Source organism: Streptomyces sp. P9(2023) (assembly GCF_032436795.1).
Lineage (GTDB): Bacteria > Actinomycetota > Actinomycetes > Streptomycetales > Streptomycetaceae > Streptomyces.
In genome coordinates this window covers 229,309-251,656 of record NZ_JAUPWM010000004.1, presented here as the reverse complement: position 1 = coordinate 251,656, position 22,348 = coordinate 229,309, and the positions used below count along the sequence as shown (strand labels likewise).

General features: G+C 72.5%; 24 protein-coding genes. 13 read left to right on the top strand and 11 right to left on the bottom strand.

The genetic code is table 11. The features are described from left to right. Positions 1-160: 160 nt before the first annotated feature. On the top strand, positions 161-1,084 hold the full coding sequence (locus tag Q5762_RS08340) for a hypothetical protein (protein WP_315891346.1): 924 nt from the start codon (positions 161-163) through the stop codon (positions 1,082-1,084). A gap of 1 nt (position 1,085) precedes the next feature. On the opposite strand, the gene Q5762_RS08335 is transcribed toward Q5762_RS08340, so the two are convergent. Continuing rightward, complete coding sequence (locus tag Q5762_RS08335) at positions 1,086-3,233, bottom strand: prolyl oligopeptidase family serine peptidase (RefSeq protein ID WP_315891345.1); 2,148 nt, start codon at positions 3,231-3,233, stop codon at positions 1,086-1,088. 174 nt (positions 3,234-3,407) lie between these two features. Here Q5762_RS08335 and Q5762_RS08330 point away from each other — a divergent pair, with 174 nt between their 5' ends. The 4 genes from Q5762_RS08330 to Q5762_RS08315 all read left to right on the top strand — a co-directional run bounded on the left by Q5762_RS08330 (position 3,408) and on the right by Q5762_RS08315 (position 7,340). After that, entirely contained in the window at positions 3,408-3,602 is a 195-nt protein-coding gene (locus Q5762_RS08330; RefSeq protein ID WP_137993529.1) for a hypothetical protein, read from the top strand. 47 nt (positions 3,603-3,649) lie between these two features. Next, positions 3,650-4,561: an N-acetyl-1-D-myo-inositol-2-amino-2-deoxy-alpha-D-glucopyranoside deacetylase gene (mshB, locus tag Q5762_RS08325; RefSeq protein WP_315891344.1), complete on the top strand. Its 912-nt coding sequence runs from the start codon at positions 3,650-3,652 to the stop codon at positions 4,559-4,561. Positions 4,562-4,563: 2 nt separating this feature from the next. Beyond that, on the top strand, positions 4,564-4,902 hold the full coding sequence (locus Q5762_RS08320; RefSeq protein WP_315891513.1) for a DUF6113 family protein: 339 nt from the start codon (positions 4,564-4,566) through the stop codon (positions 4,900-4,902). A gap of 185 nt (positions 4,903-5,087) precedes the next feature. Continuing rightward, entirely contained in the window at positions 5,088-7,340 is a 2,253-nt protein-coding gene (locus tag Q5762_RS08315) for a hypothetical protein (RefSeq protein WP_399494692.1), read from the top strand. 103 nt (positions 7,341-7,443) lie between these two features. Here the strand turns inward: Q5762_RS08315 and Q5762_RS08310 are convergent, their stop codons facing one another. The 4 genes from Q5762_RS08310 to Q5762_RS08295 all read right to left on the bottom strand — a co-directional run bounded on the left by Q5762_RS08310 (position 7,444) and on the right by Q5762_RS08295 (position 11,015). Beyond that, positions 7,444-9,018, bottom strand: coding sequence for an alkaline phosphatase D family protein (locus Q5762_RS08310; RefSeq protein WP_315891342.1), 1,575 nt, complete (start codon positions 9,016-9,018; stop codon positions 7,444-7,446). Continuing rightward, positions 9,015-9,593 carry a phosphoesterase gene (locus tag Q5762_RS08305; RefSeq protein ID WP_315891341.1) on the bottom strand — a complete coding sequence of 193 codons (579 nt, stop codon included), beginning with the start codon at positions 9,591-9,593 and terminating at the stop codon, positions 9,015-9,017. Before Q5762_RS08305 ends, Q5762_RS08310 begins: the two co-directional genes overlap by 4 nt. A gap of 126 nt (positions 9,594-9,719) precedes the next feature. Continuing rightward, entirely contained in the window at positions 9,720-10,649 is a 930-nt protein-coding gene (locus tag Q5762_RS08300) for a hypothetical protein (RefSeq protein ID WP_315891340.1), read from the bottom strand. 141 nt (positions 10,650-10,790) lie between these two features. Beyond that, on the bottom strand, positions 10,791-11,015 hold the full coding sequence (locus Q5762_RS08295) for a hypothetical protein (protein WP_315891339.1): 225 nt from the start codon (positions 11,013-11,015) through the stop codon (positions 10,791-10,793). 114 nt (positions 11,016-11,129) lie between these two features. Here Q5762_RS08295 and Q5762_RS08290 point away from each other — a divergent pair, with 114 nt between their 5' ends. Together Q5762_RS08290 and Q5762_RS08285 are read left to right on the top strand one after the other, a co-directional pair. Continuing rightward, a complete protein-coding gene (locus Q5762_RS08290) occupies positions 11,130-11,969 on the top strand; it encodes a helix-turn-helix transcriptional regulator (RefSeq protein WP_315891338.1) in 840 nt (279 codons plus the stop codon). Continuing rightward, entirely contained in the window at positions 11,941-12,231 is a 291-nt protein-coding gene (locus tag Q5762_RS08285) for a DUF397 domain-containing protein (RefSeq protein ID WP_315891337.1), read from the top strand. The genes Q5762_RS08290 and Q5762_RS08285 overlap by 29 nt, the downstream gene beginning before the upstream one ends. On the opposite strand, the gene Q5762_RS08280 is transcribed toward Q5762_RS08285, so the two are convergent. Continuing rightward, positions 12,214-12,564: a hypothetical protein gene (locus Q5762_RS08280; protein ID WP_315891512.1), complete on the bottom strand. Its 351-nt coding sequence runs from the start codon at positions 12,562-12,564 to the stop codon at positions 12,214-12,216. The two genes, Q5762_RS08285 and Q5762_RS08280, sit on opposite strands and share 18 nt — an antisense overlap. Positions 12,565-12,844: 280 nt before the next feature. On the opposite strand from Q5762_RS08280, the gene Q5762_RS08275 reads away from it, so the two are divergent. Then, positions 12,845-13,768 (top strand): VOC family protein, encoded by a 924-nt coding sequence (locus Q5762_RS08275; protein ID WP_315891336.1) that lies wholly within the window; start codon positions 12,845-12,847, stop codon positions 13,766-13,768. A gap of 23 nt (positions 13,769-13,791) precedes the next feature. Here the strand turns inward: Q5762_RS08275 and Q5762_RS08270 are convergent, their stop codons facing one another. After that, on the bottom strand, positions 13,792-14,181 hold the full coding sequence (locus Q5762_RS08270) for a helix-turn-helix domain-containing protein (RefSeq protein ID WP_315891335.1): 390 nt from the start codon (positions 14,179-14,181) through the stop codon (positions 13,792-13,794). Positions 14,182-14,240: 59 nt separating this feature from the next. On the opposite strand from Q5762_RS08270, the gene Q5762_RS08265 reads away from it, so the two are divergent. Both Q5762_RS08265 and Q5762_RS08260 read left to right on the top strand, forming a co-directional pair. Further along, complete coding sequence (locus tag Q5762_RS08265; protein ID WP_315891334.1) at positions 14,241-14,864, top strand: NAD(P)H-binding protein; 624 nt, start codon at positions 14,241-14,243, stop codon at positions 14,862-14,864. Positions 14,865-14,928: 64 nt separating this feature from the next. Next, entirely contained in the window at positions 14,929-15,360 is a 432-nt protein-coding gene (locus Q5762_RS08260; protein ID WP_315891333.1) for a nitroreductase/quinone reductase family protein, read from the top strand. A gap of 31 nt (positions 15,361-15,391) precedes the next feature. On the opposite strand, the gene Q5762_RS08255 is transcribed toward Q5762_RS08260, so the two are convergent. Further along, complete coding sequence (locus tag Q5762_RS08255; RefSeq protein WP_399494757.1) at positions 15,392-16,237, bottom strand: tetratricopeptide repeat protein; 846 nt, start codon at positions 16,235-16,237, stop codon at positions 15,392-15,394. Positions 16,238-16,242: 5 nt separating this feature from the next. Continuing rightward, on the bottom strand, positions 16,243-17,274 hold the full coding sequence (locus tag Q5762_RS08250; protein WP_315891331.1) for a GNAT family N-acetyltransferase: 1,032 nt from the start codon (positions 17,272-17,274) through the stop codon (positions 16,243-16,245). A gap of 112 nt (positions 17,275-17,386) precedes the next feature. Between Q5762_RS08250 and fdxA the strand changes: the two genes are divergently transcribed. Together fdxA and Q5762_RS08240 are read left to right on the top strand one after the other, a co-directional pair. Beyond that, entirely contained in the window at positions 17,387-17,707 is a 321-nt protein-coding gene (fdxA, locus tag Q5762_RS08245; RefSeq protein ID WP_003985062.1) for a ferredoxin, read from the top strand. A 91-nt stretch (positions 17,708-17,798) separates the two neighbouring features. After that, positions 17,799-18,911, top strand: coding sequence for a bifunctional succinyldiaminopimelate transaminase/glutamate-prephenate aminotransferase (locus tag Q5762_RS08240; RefSeq protein ID WP_315891330.1), 1,113 nt, complete (start codon positions 17,799-17,801; stop codon positions 18,909-18,911). 130 nt (positions 18,912-19,041) lie between these two features. Here the strand turns inward: Q5762_RS08240 and Q5762_RS08235 are convergent, their stop codons facing one another. Both Q5762_RS08235 and Q5762_RS08230 read right to left on the bottom strand, forming a co-directional pair. Next, complete coding sequence (locus Q5762_RS08235) at positions 19,042-19,473, bottom strand: ATP-binding protein (protein WP_315891329.1); 432 nt, start codon at positions 19,471-19,473, stop codon at positions 19,042-19,044. A 724-nt stretch (positions 19,474-20,197) separates the two neighbouring features. After that, positions 20,198-21,196, bottom strand: a complete 999-nt coding sequence (locus tag Q5762_RS08230) for a hypothetical protein (protein ID WP_315891328.1) — start codon at positions 21,194-21,196, stop codon at positions 20,198-20,200. A 29-nt stretch (positions 21,197-21,225) separates the two neighbouring features. On the opposite strand from Q5762_RS08230, the gene dapE reads away from it, so the two are divergent. Next, positions 21,226-22,308 carry a succinyl-diaminopimelate desuccinylase gene (gene dapE / locus Q5762_RS08225; RefSeq protein WP_315891327.1) on the top strand — a complete coding sequence of 361 codons (1,083 nt, stop codon included), beginning with the start codon at positions 21,226-21,228 and terminating at the stop codon, positions 22,306-22,308. Positions 22,309-22,348 lie beyond the last annotated feature (40 nt).

The following is a 22,348-nucleotide window of genomic DNA, read 5'->3' as shown; positions in this document are numbered from 1 at the left end:
ATACGAACGCGCCAAGCTCGACAGCGTACGGCCGTGCGGGTGCCGTAGGCCGGTCGGGGCGCGCCATGTCGCCCCGACCGGCCGCACCCCTCCTCCGCCTTGCCGGTCGAATATGCGGAACCGCTTGTTTCGGCGCGTGGTAGCGGTGAGTATCGGCTTCGTGACAGTGACACGACCGGCACGTCTCACCGGCGCCGCGCTGTGCGGCGCGCTCGCGCTCGTCATCGTCGGCTGGCTCCTGAAGGACCTCGCGGCCTTCGGCTCACCCGCCGAACTCGCCTGGTACTGGGCCGGGGACCACGTCTTCCTGCTGCGCCGCCGGTCCGCCACCTCGCTGCTCGACCCGCTCCTGCTCGTCGTCTACGCGGCCACCGCGGTCGCCGCGCTCCGCTCCTCCCTCGCCGCGCCCGCGCTCGCCGCCGCCGGGGCCGTCACGCTCGCGCTGCGGTTGCCCGGGCTGTGGGCCACCGGTGTCGACGCGCTCGTCACGACGCTCCTCACGCTCGCCCTCGCCGCCGGACTCGTCGTCACCGCCGCCGTGGGCCGCCACGCGGTGGCCGACTCCCCTCCGGCCCGCCCCCGTAGGGGCCCGGCCGTCGCGGCCGGGGTCCTGTGCGCCGTGGCCGGACTCGCCTGGGCCGCCTGGGAGGTGCACTGGGCGCGGGCGCTCCCGGTCGAGGCGACCGTCGACCGGTTCACCGGCGGCCGCGCGCTCCTCCTGCCCGTGCTCGCGGCCCCTCCGGCCTGGCTCAACGTGATGCTCGCCGCCCTCTTCCTGGCCGCCGCCGGCACCGCCTTCGCCCGTGCTCCGTACGCCCGGCCGCTGGGCCTGCTCGCCGGGCTGTTCCTGACCGGCTGGGGGCTCGCCGCACTCGCGACCGCGTTACGGCTGGGGTGGGCCGAGCACCTCGCGGCGCTGGACGACGACGGCCGGCTCGCCCTCGCCACCTCGGTGTACGGGCTGCTCGCCGGGGCCGCCGTGCTCGTCCTGCTCTCCGTGCGCGGCGCGCCCCATCCCGTACCCCGCCGGCCGGTGGCCGCGCTGCCGCCCGCGCCGCCTCAGCCCCGCCCGCCCGGCTGGTGAGTCAGCGGTCCATGCCCAGCGAGCGCTTCAGGAAGTCCACCTGAAGCAGCAGCAGGTTCTCCGCCACCTGTTCCTGCGGGGTCATATGTGTCACGCCCGTCAGCGGCAGCACCTCATGGGGCCGTCCCGCCGCGAGCAGCGCGGAGGAGAGCCGCAACGTATGGGCCATCACCACATTGTCGTCGGCCAGGCCGTGGATGATCATCATCGGCCGGGCCGGCTCCTCCGGCGCCGACAGACCGTCGTCGGTGACCAGCGAGTTCGCCGCGTACACCTCCGGGCTCTCCTGCGGCGTCCCGAGGTAGCGCTCGGTGTAGTGGGTGTCGTACAGCCGGAAGTCCGTCACCGGCGCCCCCGCGACCGCCGCGTGGAAGACATCGGGCCGCCGCAGCACCGCGAGCGCGGCGAGGTAACCGCCGTACGACCAGCCCCGGATGGCCACCCGGTCCAGATCGAGCGGGAAGTCCTTCGCCAGCGCCTGCAGAGCCTCGATCTGATCGTCCAGGGTCGGAATCAGGTCATTCTTGATCGACTTCTCCCAGGCGGGCGACCGGCCCGGCGCGCCCCGCCCGTCCGCCACGATCACCGCGAAGCCCTGGTCGGCGAACCACTGCGAGGTCAGATGCGGATTGTGCGCGGCCACCACCCGCTGACCGTGCGGACCGCCGTACGGATCCATCAGCACGGGAAGCGGCCCGTCCCCTTCCGCGTAGCCCGAGGGGAGCAGGACGGCGCATGGAATCCGCCGTGCGCCCCCTTCCACCAGCCGCACGCCCGCCGAAAGCACCGGCGTCTCCGCGTACGAGGCGATCACCGCCACCTGGGCCCCGTCCCGCAGCACCCGCGCCACGCTCCCCGGCGCGTCCGGCCGTGCCGAGACCAGCACCGTCACCGGCCCCGAGCGCACCGCCGAGTGGACTCCCACGCCCTCCGAGACCCGCTCCACACCCAGCTCGTTGACCCGGTACACATGGATCTCGCCGGTCTCCGGCTCCGCCCGCTCCTCACCCGCCGAGGCCGACACCAGGACGTCGTTCGCGCCGATGTCGAGGACCGCCCGCACCTGCAGCGACGCCCCTGTCAGCGCCCGGTCCCCGACCGCGAGGACCCGCGCCCCGCCCTCGTCCGCGATCCGCACAAGACGCCCGTCCGGCGCCCACGCCGGCACCCCCGGCAGCAGCTCCAGCCACACCGGGTCCTCGTCCGCGTGCACCGTCCGCGTCGCCCCGGTCGCCGGGTCCACCGCCAGATGCAGCTGCGTCCGCTGGTCACGCGCCTGGACGAGCAGCAGCGGAGCCCCGTCCGCCGACCAGTGCACCCGGGCCAGATACGGGTACCGCTCCCGGTCCCACTCGACCTCGGTCCGCTCCCCGGCCAGATCCACCACGTACAGCCGCACCTCCGCGTTCGGCGTCCCCGCCGCCGGATACGACACCACCTGCGGCTCCCGGTCCGGATGCGCCGGATCGGCGATCCACCACCGCCGCACCGGCCGGTCGTGCGCCCGCGCCACCAGCAGCCGGTCCGATTCCGGCGACCACCAGAACCCCCGCGACCTGCCCATCTCCTCGGCCGCCACGAACTCCGCGAGCCCGTACGTCGTATGCGCGTCCTCGGGCTCCGCGAGCGCCCGGTCGCCCTCCCCGTCCGCGCCCGTCACCCGCAGCGCGCCGGCCGCCACATACGCGACGTGCCGCCCGTCCGGCGACGGCCGGGGGTCGATCACCGGTCCGGGCGCCGGGAGTTCGCGCGCCGTCCCCGCCCGCAGCTCCGCCGCGAACAGCCTCCCCGAGAGTGCGAAAGCGGCCAACTCCACGGCCGCGTCCACCGCGTACCCCACGATCCCGCCGGAACCCTCCCGGCTCCGCTCCCGCCGCGCCCGCTCCTCCGCGGACAACTCCTCGGCCGCGCCCGCCAGCAGCGACTCGGGTTCCGCCGCGACCCGCTCCCGCGGCTCCTGGCCCGGGGCCAGGTCGAGCACGTAGAGGGCGTGTGAGCGGTCGGTGCCGGACGACGAGCGTACGAACACCACGCGTTCACCGTCCGGTGAGACCGTGAACGTGCGGGGAACGCCCAGGGTGAAGCGCTGGGTCCGGGCGTACTGGCGGGGGAACGAGAGCGGGAACGACGGCAGTTGCGTGGAGGTCATACGACCGAAACTAGCGCCGTGCGCCCCCCCTGTGCCCCCGTACACCATCAATGCGGAGCCACACATAGTTATGATCCGTAGCGCTAGGTGGGTAGGGGGTACCTGACATCTGGCACATGCTCGCCGACCTGACCGTCCGAATATCCGACCGAAGAAGTGTGGAGGTGAACCGCCGTGGCACTCTCGATTTCGGCGGTGGTGCTGCTGGCGATCGTCGTCTTCCTGCTGATCCGGAAATCCGGACTGAAGGCTGGACATGCGGCGGTCTGCGCGCTCCTCGGGTTCTACCTGGCGAGCTCGTCCATCGCCCCGTCCATCAGCACGCTCACCACCAACGTGGCGGGCATGATCGGCGGCCTCAAGTTCTGAGCGCCCCGTGCTGGGGAGAGCCCGGCCCGGCCTCGTAGGGTGGGGCCATGACGGTTCTCCCAGCCCGTCGTCTGCTCCTGGTGCACGCGCACCCCGACGACGAGTCGATCAACAACGGCGCCACCATGGCCAAGTACGCGGCCGAAGGCGCCCAGGTCACGCTCGTGACCTGCACACTCGGCGAGGAGGGCGAGGTCATCCCGCCCGCGCTCGCCCACCTCGCACCCGACCGGGAGGACCGGCTCGGGCCCCATCGCGTCGGCGAGCTCGCCGACGCGATGAAGGAACTGGGCGTCACCGACCACCGCTTCCTGGGCGGCCCCGGCCGCTTCCGCGACTCCGGGATGATGGGCGTCGAGCAGAACCGCCGCCCGAACGCCTTCTGGAACACGGACGTCGACACCGCCGCCCCGTACCTGGTCGAGATCATCCGCGAGACCCGCCCGCAGGTCATGATCACCTACGACCCCGACGGCGGCTACGGCCACCCCGACCACATCCAGGCCCACCGCGTCGCCATGCGCGCCGCCGAGCTTGCCGAGGACGCCACGTACCGCCCGGACCTCGGCCCGGCCCACACCATCGCGAAGGTCTACTGGAACCGGGTCCCGCGCCCGCTCGCCGAGGCCGCCTTCGCCCGGCTGCGCGCCGAATCCACCGGTTTCCCCGGCATCGCGGAGATCGACGACGTACCGGGAGTCGTGGACGAGTCCCTGATCACCGCCGAGATCGACGGCGAGCCGGCGTCCGGCCCCTGGGCGGCCCGCAAGGCCGCAGCGATGCGCGCCCACGCCACCCAAATCGCCGTCGAGGGCCCCTTCTTCGCGCTCTCCAACGACCTTGGCCAGCCCATCCTCACCACCGAGCACTACCAGTTGGTCAGGGGTACGCCCGGCGCACCGGCGGGCGTGCGCGAGACCGACCTCTTCGCGGGGATCACGAGCGAGGGCGGCGCGTGACCATGCGGATCGTCTGGTACGTCCTCCTGCTCGTCCTCGGCGCCCTGGTCGGCGTCGCGGGCTCCTTCGTCCAAAACGCCTGGTTCCCCGGCGGGTTGATCCTCGCCCTGCTCGCCGCCGCGGGCGTCTTCTACGGCGGGCTGCGGGCCACCGACGACCGCTTCGGCCTGCTGGCCGCCGGGGCGGGCTGGCTGGTCGCCATCGTGCTGCTCAGCCTCGGACGCCCGGAAGGCGACGGGGTCTTCGGCGGCGGCGTCGCCGAGACGGTCTTCCTGCTCGGCGGCATGGCCATCGCTGTGATCTGCGCCACGATGGCCGGCCTCGTCCGACCGGCCCCGTGAACAGGGTGACTTGGGAGGAGCTTCGGTGAAGGGCTGCCCGGACTTCGGACGGATTGCCCCGTACTGGATCCCCGGCCGTCGGGTGCCTGTCGGCGACGGCCAGTATGGTGGTGCGCGCCGCCGAGCCGCCCGGGTACACGTGCACCAGCAAGAGCGGGCGGTGGAGCCAACCGGGAGAACCTGCTTTGAGTCGTGAAACTGGTCGAGAGACTGACAGTTCGTCCTCCGGCGCCCAGGGGCGCGGTGGAGCCGCGTACCCGTCGGGTACACCGCCGTACGGATCCCGCCAGTATCCGTCGCTCCACCCGACGCAGGACGGGTCCGACGAGACGGCCGGTGCCGCCACCGCGCCGTCAGCTCCTCCGCGGCCGGAAGAGCCGAAGACCGAGACCACGCTGACCACGCGGATCCGGATCAACATCCCGGGTTCGCGGCCGATCCCGCCCGTGGTCGTCCGCAAGCCGGTCGGCGACGGCGGCTCGGACTCCGCGTCCGCCGACGCTCCGGCCCCCGTGCCGGAAGCCCCGGCCCCGGCGCCCGCGCCCGCCCCGGCTCCCGTCGAGGCGGAGGCGCCGCAGGCGGACGAGAAGCCGACCAGCGACTGGTTCGCGCCGCGCAAGCCGGCGGCGGAGCCCGCCGCGCCGACGGCGAAGTCGGGCCCGTCCCAGGTGTCGGAGAAGCCTGCCGGACCCGGCCCCCGACCAGGCCCCGGCGCCGCGGCCGGACCGGGTGCTTCCGGTCCCGGCCGCACGCCTCCGCGGGGTGTACGGCCCCCGGCCCCCGGCGGCCAGGGGCGCGGCACCGGTTTCGCCGGCCCCGCGACCGGCGGCATCCCGAAGGTCGGCGGCCCGTCGATCTCGGCCACGCCCGCCTCCGGTACGCCGATGTTCCTGTCGACCCCGCCGCAGGACGAGGCCGCGTACGGCCCCGACGGCACCCCGTACCCCCAGGGCGCCCCGCAGGCCCCCACTCCCCCGACCGGCCCGACCACGGGCCCGATGACGGGCAACAGCACCATGGGCGGCGCGCCCATGGCCGGCAACCCCATGGGCCGAGGCCCTATGGGCGGCGGCCCTATGGGCGGCGGCCCCATGGCGGGCAACCCCATGGCTGGTAACCCCATGGCGGGCAACCCCATGGCTGGTAACCCCCTGGCAGGCGGCCCGCTCGGCGGCGCCCCGGGGCCCCAGGCCGGGAACCCCCTCGCCGTCGGTGACCCCTTCGGGGGTGCCGGGCCGCGGATGTCCGACGACACGGCCGTCCTGACGCCCCAGAAGCCCGGCCCGGTCGCCCCGGCCGCCGGGCCGCCCGGCGGCCATGTCTCCGGGGACACGCTCACCAGCGGCATCCCCGTCGTCCCCTCGGGCCCGGACCTGACGCCCCGGCTCCCGGACCGCGGCTTCTCCACGCCCGAGCACATCGGCGGCGGCACCCCCGCCACGCCCTCCCCCTCCCCCTCCCCGGCCCGCAGCTCCTCCGCCCCGGCGAAGAAGGGCCGCTCCAAGCTGGTCCTCCTCGGTGTCGGCGTCTTCGTCCTGGCCGGTGTCGCCTACGGCGCCGGGCTGCTCCTCAACCACTCCGACGTCCCCAAGGGCACGACCGTCTTCGGCGTGGACATCGGCGGCGGTACGAAGGAGGAGGCGGTCAACAAGCTGGAGGCCGCCCTCGGCGAGCGCGCCTACGCGCCTCTCAAGCTCAACGTCGGCGGCAAGACGGTCGAGCTCTCCCCGGACAAGGCCGGTCTCTCCCTGGACAGCCAGGAGACCGTCCGCGCGGCGGCGGGCAGCGACTACAACCCCGTCTCCGTGATCGGCTCCCTCTTCGGCGGCGAGCGCGTCGCCGAGCCCAAGCTCCCGGTCGACGAGGAGAAGCTCGCCGTCGCCCTGAGCGACGTGGCCGGCGCCTCCGGCTCGGCCACCGAGGGCACGATCAAGTTCGCCCCGGGCAAGGTCACCGCCGTCGAGGGCAAGCCGGGCAAGGGCCTGGACGTCGCCCGTTCGATGATCTTCGTCAAGGACGCGTACCGCGCCCAGGTCGAGATCGGCACGGCGAAGCCCGTCGAGCTGCCCGTGGTCACCCGTAACCCCACGATCACCAAGGCCGAGCTGGACCGGGCGATGAGGGAGTTCGCCAAGCCCGCGATGTCCGACGTGATCCTGATCAAGGCCGGGGCCAAGGAGATCAAGTTCGGCCCGGCGCGCTCGCTCCCGCAGATCCTCTCGATGAAGCCCGTCAACGGCCGCCTGGTGGAGGTCTACGACAAGAAGGCGATCGACCGGCTCCTCGACGGTGTCTTCGACGGCGTCATGATGATCAAGGCCGACGGCAAGAAGCACCAGGTCTCCGCCGACGACGTGGCGTTCGTCATGCGCGACGCGCTGATGGGCAGGACCGCGGCCGAGCGGACGAAGACGATCGACCTGACGGGCCAGGGCTGACCGGCCAGGGCTGAGAGCAGCACCAGGGCTGAGAGCAGCAGAAGAGGGGCCCGTCCCACCGGTGAGAACCGGCGGGACGGGCCCTCGCCACATACCGACTGCGTCAGTCGCGGCGGTACTGCGCCGGCGAGCTCTTCGTCGCCGGGTCCTCGTACGAGCCCGCCACACCACGGTCCACGTGGAAGGTGGTCAGCGTGGAGACGGGGGAGGCCGGGTCGCGGCGGTCGTCGATCACCCGCATGTGGGCGCTGAAGCGCTCCGGGGTGACCTCGTAGACGTCGTAGCCGTAGCGGTTGCCCTCGAAGTACTTCAGGTGCGGGTTGCCCGCGCCCATGACCGGCCCGTTCGTGGCGTTCCAGCTCGCCGAGTACGCGCCCGACGTCACCGAGTGCGCCGTGAACTCCGTACCGATGACGGGCGACGAGACGTCGTCGAAGTCGGGCCGGATGTCGTCGACGAACGCCGAGTGCCAGTCGCCGGTGATGACGACCAGGTCCTCCATGCCGGTGCTGTGCACATGGCCGAGGACCTCCTTGCGCTCGGCGCGGAAACCGTCCCACTGGTCGGTGAACATGTACGAGCCGCCGGGACGGCTCCGCAGCTGGCTGAGCATGATCGAGTTGGCCCAGACGTGCCAGGTGTCGGGAGCGTTGCCGATGTTCTTCTTCAGCCACCCCTTCTGCCCGGCGCCGAGAATGGTGCCGTCGGCGAGGTTCTGCGCCGAACGGTACGAGCGCAGATCGAGCACCGACAGCTCAAGGAGGTCGCCCCAGCGGCGGACCCGGTGGATCTCGGGGTCCGGCAGCGCGGTCGCGGTCCCGGCCCCGCCGTCGCGGTGCGGCATGTTCTCGTACCAGGCCTGGTACGCGGCCGCCCGCCGCTGCATGAACGGCGCGCCCCCGCCCGTACCGGAGTAGTCGTTGACGACCTCGTGGTCGTCCCAGGTCAGGAACCACGGGTGGGCGGCGTGCGCCTCGCGCAGGGAGGCGTCGCCCTTGTAGAGCGCGTGCCGGCGGCGGTAGTCGGCGACCGTGAAGATCCCGGGGCCCTCGTGGTCGCGGACGTGGTCGGCGGGGACTCCGCCGACCTGACCGTGCTCGTAGATGTAGTCGCCGAGGTGCACGACGAAGTCGACGTTCTCCCGCGCGATGCCCCGGTGGGCCGCGTAGAAACCGTCGTGGAAGGCCTGGCAGTTGGCGGCCGCGAAGCGGACCGAGGAGACGGGGCCGACGGGCGCGGTCTTCGTGCGGCCGATCCGGCTACGCTTGCCGAGCGCGTTGAAGGCGTACCAGTAGCGGGTGTTCGGGCGCAGCCCGGAGACCGGGACGTGCACGCTGTGGCCGAGCGTCGCGGAGGCGGGCGCGGTGCCGCGCGCGACGACGCGCCGCAGCCCGGGGTCCGTGGCGACGACCCAGTCGACCTCGACGATCTCGGACAGCTTCTGCTCGGCGGCCAGCGGCTCGGGGGCGAGCCGCGTCCACAGCACGACGCTGTGCGGCTGCGGGTCGCCGGACGCGACGCCGAGGGTGAACGGGGCAGGGTCGTACTCCGCGCCGAGCGCCTGGGCGGCCTCCAGGGCCTGCGCGGGCGAGAGCCCGGCGGCCAGCGGCCAGACGAGGTTCAGGGCCCCGGCGGCTCCGGCGGCCTTGAGCAGATCGCGTCGGTTGAGCCTGGTCACTTGCGTCCCCCCGTGGCGTGCAGCGTGAGCGATATGGAGTCGGCGTAACCGTCGTTGGACGTCCCGCTGCCGCTGCGGGTGAAGACGAGCAGCACGCGCGCGTGGCGCGCGCCGGGCGGCACCGTCGCGGTCGCGGTGCGCTCCAGGAGCGCGGTACGGGAGAGCCGCTCGCCGGCCGTCACCGGGCCGAGCACGGACAGGGCGACCGGAGTGCCCTGGGCGTCCCGGAACTCCACGGAGAGCCGCGCGCCGTCCTCCTGCGTCGCGTAGCCACCCAGCCAGCCGGCGAGCGTGTACCGCACCCGCCCGGCGTCGATGTACCGCCACCCGGCGTCGCCGCGCTCCGGCAGGGCGATGTCCTGCACGAGCGCGGTACGCGGGCTGTTGCCACCGGAGAAGAACCGGGTCCCCCGGTCGGCGGGCCCGGGGTCGCCGATCCCCGGGTAACCGTTCCCCAGGCTGTACGCGATGAGCGCGGGCGCCCCTTCAGGCACCGCCCACCCGGTCACCTCGGTGACCGGCTCGGCGGACCCGCCGGGTCCACTCTCCGCGTCGCCGTTGACTACGAGATTCACTCGAGCCTCCTCGATCAAGCGCTGTTCGTCGAACAAATGGCGCGTGTATCGCAGCAGTCGGGAGTGAACCCTTGAAGGCCAGTCGGGGAACGGCGGCCGGGAGTTGTACAGACAACTCCCGGGTAGCTAGGGATGCCCCCGCAGCGCGGCACGGGCGAGCGCGGGCCCGACGGTGGCGGGAGAGGGCTGATCGAGGGGAGAGACGGAGCCATGGCAAAGGCAAGCAGGACAGCAGACTTCGTCGTCCAAGGGCTTGAACAGATACGGCTGCACATGCCGCCCGCTCTCGCACTCGCGGAGGGCGGCGACCCGGGGCGGTGGGGGCGGCGGGAGGACGGGCGGCACGTCGCGGAGGATGTACCGCAGGAGCCCGCCGGGCCGGTGGATCGGACTGCTCCTGCCGGGCAGGCAACGGGCGACGGCTTCCCGTACGGACTCGGCGACGTGCCCGGCCTCCAGCCAGCGGGCGGCGAGCCCGGCCAACTCGGGCAGCATGGCGCGCGGGACGCGCAGCCGGGGATCGAGCCCGGGCAACGCGTCGACGATCCGCCGTGCTTCGGGCAGGTCGGGTAGGTCGGGCGCCTCAGGCGCTTCCGGCTCCGGCTCCGGCGCTTCCGGCTCTGGCTCAGGCGGGGGAGGGTTGGAGGTGTTTCTCCTGGATGTTCTTTCTGGATGACGTCCGGCGACCCGCCCCGCCGGTTCACCGGCGGCCGGACGGGTGTCCGTCGGACGCCCCGACCTCAGGGCGGAGGCGTCCTCGGCACTCAACGGCACGTTGGAGACGAGCTGCCGGGTGGCCCACAGCCCCCGAACCCCCTGCTCGCGCCACTCGTGGAAGTACCCGGCGGCCTTCAACTGCCTCTTGGCGCGCAGGAAGGCGCCCCGACCGATACGCGCTCGTTCGGCGGTCTTGGAGAGCGGTTCGTCGACGCTGTCGGGCAGGGAGAGCTGCCAGGAGAGCAGCCGGACGGCGTCGGAATTGAGATCCGGATTGCGGATGATCTCGTGGGTGACCTGACTGAAGCCCCGAGAGGGCGGGATAACATGACGAAGCATTCCGGGCGCCTCCACGGGCACTCGAAGTGAAGGCCCTCGAAGCTGGCTGCAACCAGCTCGGGGGCCGCTTTTGTGCTCACGGTACAGCAAACTCCGTAACCGACTAGTCACTTGATGTGACGGGGGTCCGGGGGAGGGGCGTCACCACTCCCCGCCGTACCGCTGCCGCTTGGCGCGGAGCCACTCCTGGATCTCCCGCGTCTCGCGCGGTGAGGCCGGCCGGAGGTCGTCGGCCCGGATCGTGGCAACGAAGTGCACGAACCGCACGCGCCGGTGGACGCCTTCGACGCCGATGACCTTCCCGGGGCCGTAGACGTCGGTTCCGGTATGGGCGACGAAGGTGCCGGGACCGTGGGGGGTTTCCATTGCTGCGAGCCCTTTCGCTCTGTGTGTTGTTCCGGTCACACAGTGGCGTGCATCACGTTACGCTCGACAGGGGTTGGCTCGTGACAACGCGACGAGCACGTCGGGGAGTTGGTCATGGCGATCGAGGACAATCCGGTGTCCCGTCGAAAATATGGTGAAGAGCTGAAACGCCGAAGGGAGGACGCGGGCTACACGCAGGAGGAGCTCAGCGAGTTGACGTTCATCTCGCGCACGCACCTGGCGCACATGGAAGCGGGCAGACGCATCCCGAACGTCGAGGACGCGCGCCGCCTGGACCAGGCCCTGAAAACGGGCGGCTTCTTCGAACGCTTCCTGCCGACGCTGGACGGCAAGGCGGTGGCGGAACACTTCGAGGAGGCTCTGGAGTTCGAGGGCCAGGCCGTAGTGATCCGGGAGTACGCCCCGAAGGTCGTACCGGGCATCCTCCAGACGGAGGCGTACGCCAAGGAAGTCCTGGACTCTGGTTCCACGCCGAAAAGCGACCAGGAACGTGACCAATTGCTTGTCACACGGCTGGAGCGGTCCGGAATATTGGAGGACTTCGACTCACCCGTGGTGTGGGCGATCCTGGACGAGGCTGTGCTGCGGCGGCATGTCGGCGGTCCGGCCGTGATGTGCGAGCAGCTCCGTCACATCGTGAGCCTGGGGGAGGGGCGCCGTATCCGTGTACATGTGCTGCCGTTCTCGGTCGGCTACCACGCGCTGATGGAGGGATTCGTCTCTCTGATGTGGTTCAAGGATCAGCCCCCGATCGCCTACGTAGAAGGCCTCAAGTCCGGTCGGGTTTGGGAGGATCCAGCCGTGGTTCGGGAGTGCCAGGTGGCCTACGATCATGCCCTGGGCGACGCGCTCTCCCATCGCGAATCGCTCGCTCTGATCAGGTCTGTAGCGGAGGAATACGAGCATGCAGCACGCACCGACCAGCATCCCTGACGCATCGGTCCTCCCCGCCTGGCGGAAGTCGTCCTACAGCGGCGGCAGCAGCGGTGACTGCCTCGAAGTCAGCGACGCGTGGCGGAAGTCCTCGTACAGCGGTGGCGAAAGCGGCGACTGCCTCGAAGTCAACGACGGTGCATGCCCGGCCCACGTCCCTGTCCGTGACAGCAAGAACCCCACCGGCCCCGCTCTCCTCTTCCCCGCACCCGCATGGTCGGCGTTCGTGGACGGGGTGAAGGGGTCACTCGGGCAGCGCTGACACGGCGGCGGTGGCGGCGGGGTCGGGATCGTCGAGGAAGCGGAGCAGTACCTCGGCCTCGGCGCGGAGGCGGGCGGCGTGGTCGGCGTGGGCGGGCGCGGTGAGTTGGGCGGCGGCGTCCAGGCGTTCGTCGGCCTCGGCGCGTACGACCTCGACGACGCCGTGCTCGCTCAGCTCGACCCGGGCCACTTCGGTGGCGCCGGCTCCGCTGGGCGAGGCCTCAAGGGCCATGCCGCGGAGGTCGGCCTCGTCGGCGGGCGCGGCCTCGGCGTTGTCGAGTGCGGCAAGGGTCGAGCGCAGGGCGCTCACCGCGGCCTTGTCGCGGGCGCGCATCGCTTCGGGCAGGGCCTGACGCATACGAAGACGTAGAGACATGCGCAAGACCCTAGAGCAGGTCCGGTCCGGGGTGCGCGACTTCCGGCCGCCAACCTTGGTACGGGGCGCGATCACGACGGCCGCGCTGGTTTCCGGTCGCCACCCAGGCGCCGGACCCGTCAGGGCGGGAGATCCGGCAGGTGGAGGACGTCTCCGCCAGTGCCCTCTTGCCAGAGCGGGGGCCGCCGTGCCGTGGCCCGGTCCGAGTGCTTGCTGTGTGGGGTCCTACGGTGAGGTCATGCCTCACGACATCACACGCTTACATCACGTCGGCCACGTCGTCGGTGACATGGCACAGGCCATGGCGCTCTATCAGCGGTTGGGATTTCATGTTCCGCCGCCCAGTGTGCCGGCGCTGGCACATCGCGAGGGGGCCGCGCCGGAGCCCTTCGGGGCGGCGAACACCCACGCCGACCTCTCCCGGAGCTTCGTCGAGTTGGTGACCCCGGTGAGGCCCGGGAACACGGCGGGCCTCCCATCCGACGCCCGGATCGTTCCACTCCAGGCGCCGCCGGAGAAGCTCCCCATGCTGCTGTCGCGGATCGAGGCGACCAGCGCCCAGCTCGGCGGCTGGCGCGATCGCTTCGAAGGGCTGCACATCCTGATGTTCTCCTCGCCGGACGTCGAGGGCGCGGCGGACCGGCTCGCCGCTGCCGGTGTCGGCCACGGCGGGGTGAACACCGTCGGCCGGCCGGTCGAGACCCCCGACGGCGTACGCACCGAACCCGTCCGCTACCTGGAGATCGACGGAGCGCCGGAAGGCCGTATCGGCGTCGTCGCCGACTTGGACCCGGATTTCCAGCCCACTCGTCACCTCGATCACCCCAATGGCGCCCAGGACCTCGTCGAGGCGGTGCTGTGCGTACCTGACGGGCAACTCCCCCTGGTTCGCGAGCGGTACGAGCGGTATCTAGGCAGGCCGATCTCCGCCGAGGGGCCGGTGACCCTCGTGACCAAGGCCGACCTCGCGGATCTGCTGCCGGGTGAGGATCCGCCCGCCCTCCCGGCGCTCGTCGCCTGCACGGTTGCCGTCCCCGACATCGCTCGGGTGCGTGCGCTGCTTGCGGAGAACGGACTCCCGGTACGCGAGACGGGCCGGGGGGAGCCCTTCGTTCCGGCCGAAGCGGCCCTCGGTGCAGCTCTGATCTTCCGGGAGACCTGAGAGGGGGCCGCCCCGAGGCCCGCCTACCGCCCCTCCTGCGTATCGAGCAACTCCTCCCAGTGGTCCCGCGTCCACTCGCAAGCGGCGTCCAGCGGGCCCAGCAGGCCGTGGCCGAGCGGGGTGAGGGTGTACTGGACGTGGCGCTGGGCTCCGTACCGGCCGCCCGCCTCGTACTCCTCCCGTACGACGAAACCGTCCTGCTCCAGCCTCCGTAGCGACGCGGTCAGCGACTTGGCCGTGATGCCGCGCAGCGGGACCTTGAGCTCGGAGAACCTGCGGGGGCCGTCCTCCAGGCACCGCAGGATCAGCGTGGCCCACTTGTCGCCGATCCGGAACGGCACCAGCGGGGACGGGCAGACGGGGTCGAACATCTCGGGGTCCAGCGGTGCGCGTCCCGCCTGTGTGGTCGTCATGATCCACACCGTAGGGAGGTATCCGATCGGATACCACCCCTCGTCCTACGCTCCTGCCCATGGAAACGAAGAGCAGCGGCAGGAGCAGGATCATCGTGTTCGGGGCGGCCGGCCGGGTCGGCAGGGCTGCCGTGGCGGAGGCACGACTGCGGGGCCACGCGGTGACCGAGGCGGGACGGGTCGACGGGGACGTGACGGACCCGGAGGCGGTGGTCGCGCTCGCGAACGGGCACGACGCGGCGATCGTCGCCGTGTACGACTCCGGGGCGCGCCCCGGGGACTTCTTCCCCGCCGTCGCGCGCGCCCTCGCGGAAGGGCTCCCGAAGGCCGGGGTGAAGCGGCTGGTGTCGGTCGGGCTGGCGTCCGTACTGCCCACCGCGTCAGGGGACTTGCTCATGGACACCCCTGGGTACCCGCAGGAGTGGCGGGAGTTCTACGTCGGTCACGGCGCCGGCACCGAGGCCCTGCGGTCGGCCGCGGCGGCCGCGCCGGAGGCGCTGGACTGGCTGGTGCTGAGCCCGGCGGGGGACTTCGACCACGAGGGCGAGCCCACCGGCGGGTACGCGGTCGCCCCGGCCGCCGCCGACAGCCGGATCACCCCGGCGGACTTCGCGCGGGCGCTGCTGGACGAGATCGAGGAGCCGACCCTGAAGCAGGTGCACGTGGGAGTGGCCGCCGCGTGAGGTCGATGAGCGGGGGTTCCTCCGCATGACAAAGACGACGACTCGGACGAGGGAGACAACGGACATGGCCGGAACCGTCGAGCAGACCCACGACAACCCCACCCCCTGGATCGCCGACCACATCCGCCGCTTCGAGGAGACCGGCGGAAACCCGCGCCCCGGGGTGAACGACCTGCTCCTCACCACCCGGGGCCGCAGGTCCGGCCTGCTGCGGCGCACCGCGCTCGCCTACGTCCGGGACGGCGACGCGTACGTCCTGACCGCGTCCAACGCGGGCTCGGACCGCCACCCGGCCTGGTACCTGAATCTGCTGGCCGCCCCGGAGGTCACCCTCCAGGTCGGCACGGCCACCTTCGCGGCGACGGCCCGGCCCGCCACCGCCGCCGAAGCGGCCCGACTGTGGCCCGTGATCGTGGCGGCGATGCCCTCCTACGCGGAGTACCGCACCGCGACGGCCCGCGAGATCCCCCTGGTCCTGGTCACCCCCTCCCCGTGAGGGCTCCCCTGGACCCGGGCGGGAGGACGCCCTAGTTCAGCAGCGCCCGCGCCGCCTGCGCCCTGTTCCTGATCGACGCCGCCGCGCTCGGTTCCACCGCGTCCACGACCGTCGCGTACGCCTCCATCTCCGCCGCGCCCGCCTGGAACTCGCCCCGCTGCACCAGCAGCTCCGCGTGCTCGTAGCGCAGCCGGGCCGGGTGGGAGGGGAGGAGCAGGGACAGCTCCACCGCCCACAGCGCCACCGCCGAGCGCTCCGGGCGGGGCGCGGCCCAGGCGCGGATGTTGTTCAGGATGCGCAGGACGATGTCCAGCGGGTCCGCCGGGCGCAGCATCGACGGTTCCAGGGGCTCACCCGTCGCGCCCGCGACCAGCAGCTCCGCGTCCACGCCGGTCATCGGCCGGCCGCCCGCGAACGGGTCCGCGAAGACCTGGGCCGACGGGTCGCCGAAGCCGATCACGAAGTGGCCAGGCAGGCCGAGGCCGTACACCGGCGCGCCCGCCCGCCGCGCCACCTCCATCCACACCACGGAGAGCAGGATCGGAAGGCCCCGCCGCCGCTTCAGCACCTCGTGCAGCAGCGACGACTCCAGGCGCTGGTAGTCGGCCGGGACGCCCTGGAAGTTGTACCGTCCGCCCAGCAGCCGGGCCAGCGCGGTCACCCAGTCCGCCGGGTCGTGCAGGCCGTACGGCAGTTCCCCGGCCAGCCGGTCGAGCTCGATCTCCGCCGCGTCCAGGTCGGCCTCGGTCAGGCCGTCGTCCGCCATCGCCCCGATCAGCAGGCAGAGCCGCGCGAGGTCCGGCCGCCGCGTACGGGCCTCCTCGGCGAACTCCCGCCGCCAGTCGTCGGCGCCGGTCACGCCGTCCACCCCGGTCACCTCCCTCACACATCCGCCGGTCGGTAGTGGTGGTAGTGGTGATGGACCGCGAAGCCCATGCGCTCGTACATCGCCCGCGCCCCGTCGTTGTCCGTCTCCACCTGGAGCCAGGCCGCCGACGCGCCCTCGTCGAGGGCCTGCCGGGCCAGCGCCGTCATCACCGCCGTGGCCAGACCCTGGCGCCGGTACGCCGGGTCGACCTCCACCGCCATGAACCCGGCCCAGCGGCCGTCGACCACACACCGTCCGATCGCCGCCGGTATGTCTCCCGTGCCCGGTACGGATGCGAACCACACACTCGGGCCGCTGGACAGAACGCTCAACACATGGGGCCCGACCACACCGGCCCCGCCACCACCCGCCCCGCCCCCACCCGACCGGTTGTAGCGACGGAGCCACGACTCGTCCACGTTCCGCGCGAGCCGCACCCGCGCGACGTCCGCGTCCAGGTCGCCGACCGGGGCGAGCCCCCCGACCCGTACCTCCGCCGTCACCTCCGCCCGCCAGCCGTGCCGCTCAAGGTCGGCGCAGAGGAGTTCCTGCGTGCCCTCGGCACCGGTCGCCGTCTGGACGTACGCGGGCAGGTCCCGCTCCGCGTACCACTCGCGCACCCGCGCGAGGGCCGCTTCCATCGGCAGCCCGGGGTCGCCGAGCGGCAGCACCGAATTGGCCCGCCGGGTGAAGCCGCCCGACGCCCGAAGCGTCCAGTCGCCCAGCGCCTCGCTCTCCACCGGCTGCCACCCGCGCGCCATCGCCCGCGCCAGCTCCTCGAACGAGGCGGCGGGGCCGCGCCTGCGCGCCGGGGCGGCGGGTACGACCTTGCCCGCGACCAGGGTGGATTCCGCGATTCGGACGGCCTCACCCGTCCTGCGTGTGATCAAGACCACACCGTGGTCCCAGGATGTGAGAACTCCTACCGCGTCAGTGAATTTCCCACCCGGGTCAGCCGCATCCGTCACGTACCGAACTGAGACACGTTTTCCCACGTCAGCGTGGGTAATACGCACCTCAAGGCGCCCTCCAGCGGTGAATTCCACAGCTTCTCCGCCCCTCCTGTTCGGATCGTCCCCAAGAACGGAGATACTAGAGGCGGGCATCGACGACGCCGCGCTCCCGCGCAGACCAGCCCTACCGAGGAGGAACGACAGCGTGACCTACGTCATCGCGCAGCCTTGTGTCGACGTCAAGGACAAGGCATGCATCGAGGAGTGCCCCGTCGACTGCATCTACGAGGGCTCCCGGTCCTTGTACATCCACCCGGACGAATGCGTCGACTGTGGTGCTTGTGAGCCGGTGTGCCCGGTCGAGGCCATCTTCTACGAGGACGACACCCCGGAGGAGTGGAAGGACTACTACAAGGCGAACGTCGAGTTCTTCGACGAGCTCGGTTCGCCCGGTGGTGCCTCCAAGCTCGGCCTCATCGAGCGCGACCACCCCTTCATCGCCGCGCTGCCGCCGCAGAACGGCTGACTGATCCATTGATCGCCCTCGGTCCCGTACGGCCTCGCCCGCTGTACGGGACCGACGCGTTTCCCCTACGTACGACGAAGTGAGCCATCTCGTGAGCGCAGTCTCGGGCGCAGTCTCCTCGCGCCTCCCCGCCTTCCCCTGGGACAAGCTGGAGCCGTACAAGAAGACGGCGGTCGCCCACCCGGACGGCATCGTGGACCTGTCCGTGGGCACGCCCGTCGACCCGGTCCCGGCGCTGATCCAGGACGCCCTGGTCGCGGCGGCGGACTCGCCCGGCTATCCCACGGTCTGGGGCACCACCGAGCTGCGGGACGCGCTCACCGGCTGGTGCGGTCGGCGGCTCGGCGCGGTCGGCGTCACCCACCACAACGTGCTGCCGGTCGTCGGCTCCAAGGAGCTCGTCGCCTGGCTGCCGACGCAGCTCGGCCTCGGCGCCGGTGACCAGGTCGCGTACCCGCGCCTCGCCTACCCGACGTACGAGGTCGGCGCCCGGCTCTGCGGCGCGGAGCCCGTCGTCTACGACGACCCGGTGACGGAGCTCGACCCGGCGCGCGTGAAGCTGCTGTGGCTGAACTCGCCGTCCAACCCGACCGGCAAGGTCCTCGCCAAGGACGAGCTGATCCGGATCGTGGCCTGGGCGCGCGAGCACTCCGTCCTCGTCTTCTCCGACGAGTGCTACCTGGAGCTGGGCTGGGAGGCCGACCCGGTCTCGGTCCTGCACCCGGACGTCTGCGGGGGTACGTACGAGGGCATCGTCGCCGTCCACTCGCTCTCCAAGCGCTCCAACCTGGCCGGCTACCGCGCCGCGTTCATCGCGGGCGACGCGGCCGTCCTCGGCGAGCTGCTCCAGATCCGCAAGCACGGCGGCATGATGACGGCCGCCCCGGTGCAGGCCGCGACGGTCGCCGCGCTGGGCGACGACGCGCACGTCGCCGAGCAGCGCGAGCGGTACGCGGCCCGGCGCGCGGCGCTGCGGGCCGCGCTGGAGGCGCACGGCTTCCGGATCGAGCACAGCGAGGCGAGCCTCTACCTGTGGGCGACGCGGGACGAGCCGTGCTGGCAGACGGTGGCGTACCTGGCCGACAAGGGCGTCCTGGTCGCGCCGGGGGACTTCTACGGGACGGCGGGGGAGCGGTTCGTCCGGGTGGCCTTCACGGCGACGGACGAGCGGGTCGAGGCGGCGGTCAAGCGCCTGGCGGCCTGACCTTCGTACGTACGCGACGCATACGAGAGGGCCCGGGGAGCGTGTGCTTCCCGGGCCCTTCCCGTAACAGGTGCTGGAGGTTACCTGTACGGGGGTTTCAGCCGCCGGTCTTCCGGCGAACCCAAGGCGATCAGCCGCCGATCGGCAGGCCGCCCAGCGACGGGACGCCGCCGGTCGGGAGGCCCTGGCCGAGGCCGCCGGCCGACGGGGCGGTCTCGCCGACGACCTGGCCCGCGTTGCCGGCCGTCTCGCCCGCGATCTGCTGCGCGGCCGGGGTGGCGGTCTTGCCGGCCGCGCCCACGGTCTTGCCGGCGGCCGGAACGGCCTTGCCGACGGCCTTGCTGCCGGTGTCGCCGACGACACCGGTGGCGGTCTGCGAGGCACCGTCGACGGCGTTGCCGACACCGGCGCCGTCCAGCGAGCTGATGCCGGAGAGGGCACCCGTGGGCGCGATGTTGTGGTCCATGGCGCTCGCGGAGCCGGCCGCACCGACCACGGGGGCTGCTCCGGCCGCGACGATGAGGGCGGCGCGGGCGATCCGACGGGTCAGGGGGAGGGACATGGTGCTCCTTCGACGGAGAGGACGTTCTGACGCCGTGCTCAACCGAGGCGGGGGAGGGGGAGGTTTCGGCGGTCGAAGGTAAAGCCCGTGCGATGCATCGCATTATCAGGTGGGGAGGAAAGCGGACGAACGCGCCGAAGATCCAAGCCCTGCTGAACCGTCACTCCCCTTGCGGGATAAGGGGAGTGGGGGTTGGTGCGGGTTAGGTGCCGGATGATGCCACCGAATACACGATCGGGTGACCCTCCGTACGGGTGCGCGACCGGTGAGTGGGCCTGCGGGAGAGCCCAGGGCGGGGGGTGCCGGGCGGGGGCGCCGGGAGCGCGTCGGGCGGGGCCGGCTGTCGGGCCAGTGGCCGGTGTGAGCTCCCGGGCGGGCGGCTGGGCGGGCGAGTGGTCGGGCGGGCGTCCATGCGCTCGACGGTGCGCGCTGTCGCGCGGGTCACGGTCCGACCGGTTACGGCGCGACCGATTGCGGCGCCGTCGACCACGGTCGCGGCTGGTCACCACGCGCTGTCCGTGTGCTCGACGGTGCGCGCCATCGAGCGAGTCACGGTCCGACCGACTACGGCGCGACCGGCCACCGCGCTGCCGGCCACCGCGCTGCCGGCCACCGCGCTGCCGGCCACCGCGCTGCCGGCCACCGCGCTGCCGGCCACCGTGCGGCCGGCCGCCTCGCCGGCCGCCCCGCCTGCGGGTCCCGGCCCCGCCCGGCCCTGCCTCGCCTACTGCTCCAGCCGGATGCGGACCGTTCCCTCGCTCGCCGCGTCCGTCGTCCTCGACCGGGTCCAGGCGCCCGAGGTGTCGCTCGCGCGCCAGACCTTGCCCGCGTACGCCACCTCCGCGATCCGCAGGCCCTCCGCGCGCGCCACCGCCCAGTGGGCCAGCTCCCAGCCGCGCTGGTCGTCCGTGCCCGAGGTCGCGAGGACGGGTACGGAGAGCACGGCGGGGGCGGCCCCGGCCTGCGCGCCCGCGCCGCCGCCGACGTTCCTGCCCGCACCCGCACCCGTACCCGCACCCGTACCCGCGCTGCCGCCCGCCGGCGCCTTCGGGGCGGCCTTCTCGCCGAAGGCACGTACCAGCTCCGCCCGTACCTTCGCCGGGTCGCCCGGCTCCCCGGTGCCCACCGCGCTCGTCGTGCAGCTCAGCGCGGCCGCCGAGCGGCCCGTCAGCGCGGCGGCGAGCACCGTCGCGTCCGGCTCGTGCTTCGCGTACGCCTGCGGGAAACCGCTGCGCTGCACCTTCTGCGCCGCCACCGTCAGCGGTAGCCGCGAGTACCCCGGGACCTTCGCAAGACCGTCGTAGAACTTTCGCGAGGAGTACACCGGGTCCATGATCTGCTCCGGGGTTCCCCACCCCATCGACGGCCGCTGCTGGAACAGGCCGAGGGAGTCCCGGTCCCCGTGCCGGATGTTGCGCAGCGCCGACTCCTGGAGCGCCGTCGCCAGGGCGATCGTGACGGCCCGCTCCGGCATCCGCCGCGTCGTGCCCACGGCCGAGATCGTCGCGGCGTTCGACGCCTGCTCGGGCGTGAACTCGTATGTGTTCTGGCCACTGCCCACACGGCACACAGGCGCACCCTTGGAGCCCGTGACATGGTGCACAGCCACATAGCCGGCCAGGCCACAGAGCACGGCGAAGGCGGCCGTGTACCGGGCGAGACGGCTCCGGCGGCCGGTGCGGGCGGTGCGGGGGTTACGGCTGGACTCGGACACGGGGCCCACCGTACTGGAGGCCGGGTTAGGGTCGGCACATGGCTGACAACGCTCCTCTGGACCTCACACAGGACGGCCCCGCGCTCACCGCCGCGCTCGTCGACTTCCCCTCGGTCAGCGGGACCGAGAAGCCGCTCGCCGACGCGATCGAGCAGGCCCTGCGGACCCTGCCGCACCTCACCGTCGACCGGCACGGCAACAACGTCGTCGCCCGGACGAACCTCGGTCACGAGGAGCGGGTGATCCTCGCCGGTCACATCGACACCGTGCCGATCGCCGACAACGTGCCGTCCCGCCTCGACGAGAACGGCATCCTGTGGGGCTGCGGCACCTCCGACATGAAGTCGGGCGTCGCCGTCCAGCTCCGCATCGCCGCCACCGTCCCCGCGCCCAACCGCGACCTCACCTTCGTCTTCTACGACCAGGAAGAGGTCGCCGCCCACCTCAACGGCCTCGGGAAGGTCGCCGAGGCCCACCCGGACTGGCTGGAGGGCGACTTCGCCGTCCTCCTGGAGGGCTCGAACGCCGAGGTCGAGGGCGGCTGCCAGGGCACGCTGCGCGTCTTCCTGCACACGGAGGGCGAGCGCGCCCACTCCGCGCGCTCCTGGATGGGCTCCAACGCCATCCACACCGCCGCCCCCATCCTCGCCCGCCTCGCCGCGTACGAGCCGCGCAAGCCGGTCATCGACGGCCTGGAGTACCACGAGGGGCTCAACGCCGTACGGATCGAGGGCGGCGTCGCCAACAACGTCATCCCCGACGCCTGCACGGTCGTCGTCAACTACCGCTACGCCCCCGACCTCACCCCCGCCGAGGCCGAGGCGCACGTCCGCGAGGTCTTCGCCGACTGCGGCGTCGCCGAGTTCGTCGTCGACGACCACAGCGGCGGCGCCCTGCCCGGCCTCTCCCACCCGGCGGCCGAGGCGTTCATGAAGGCGGTCGGCGGCACGGCGTACCCCAAGTTCGGCTGGACGGACGTGGCCCGCTTCAGCGCCCTCGGCGTCCCCGCGGTCAACTACGGCCCCGGCGACCCGATCTACGCGCACAAGGTCGACGAGCACGTCGTCGTGGAGCGGATCGTCCACTGCGAGGCACGCCTCCGCGACTGGCTCACTGCCTGACAGCCGAAATTCTGCTTTTTGTCACGTCTGTGGACCTACC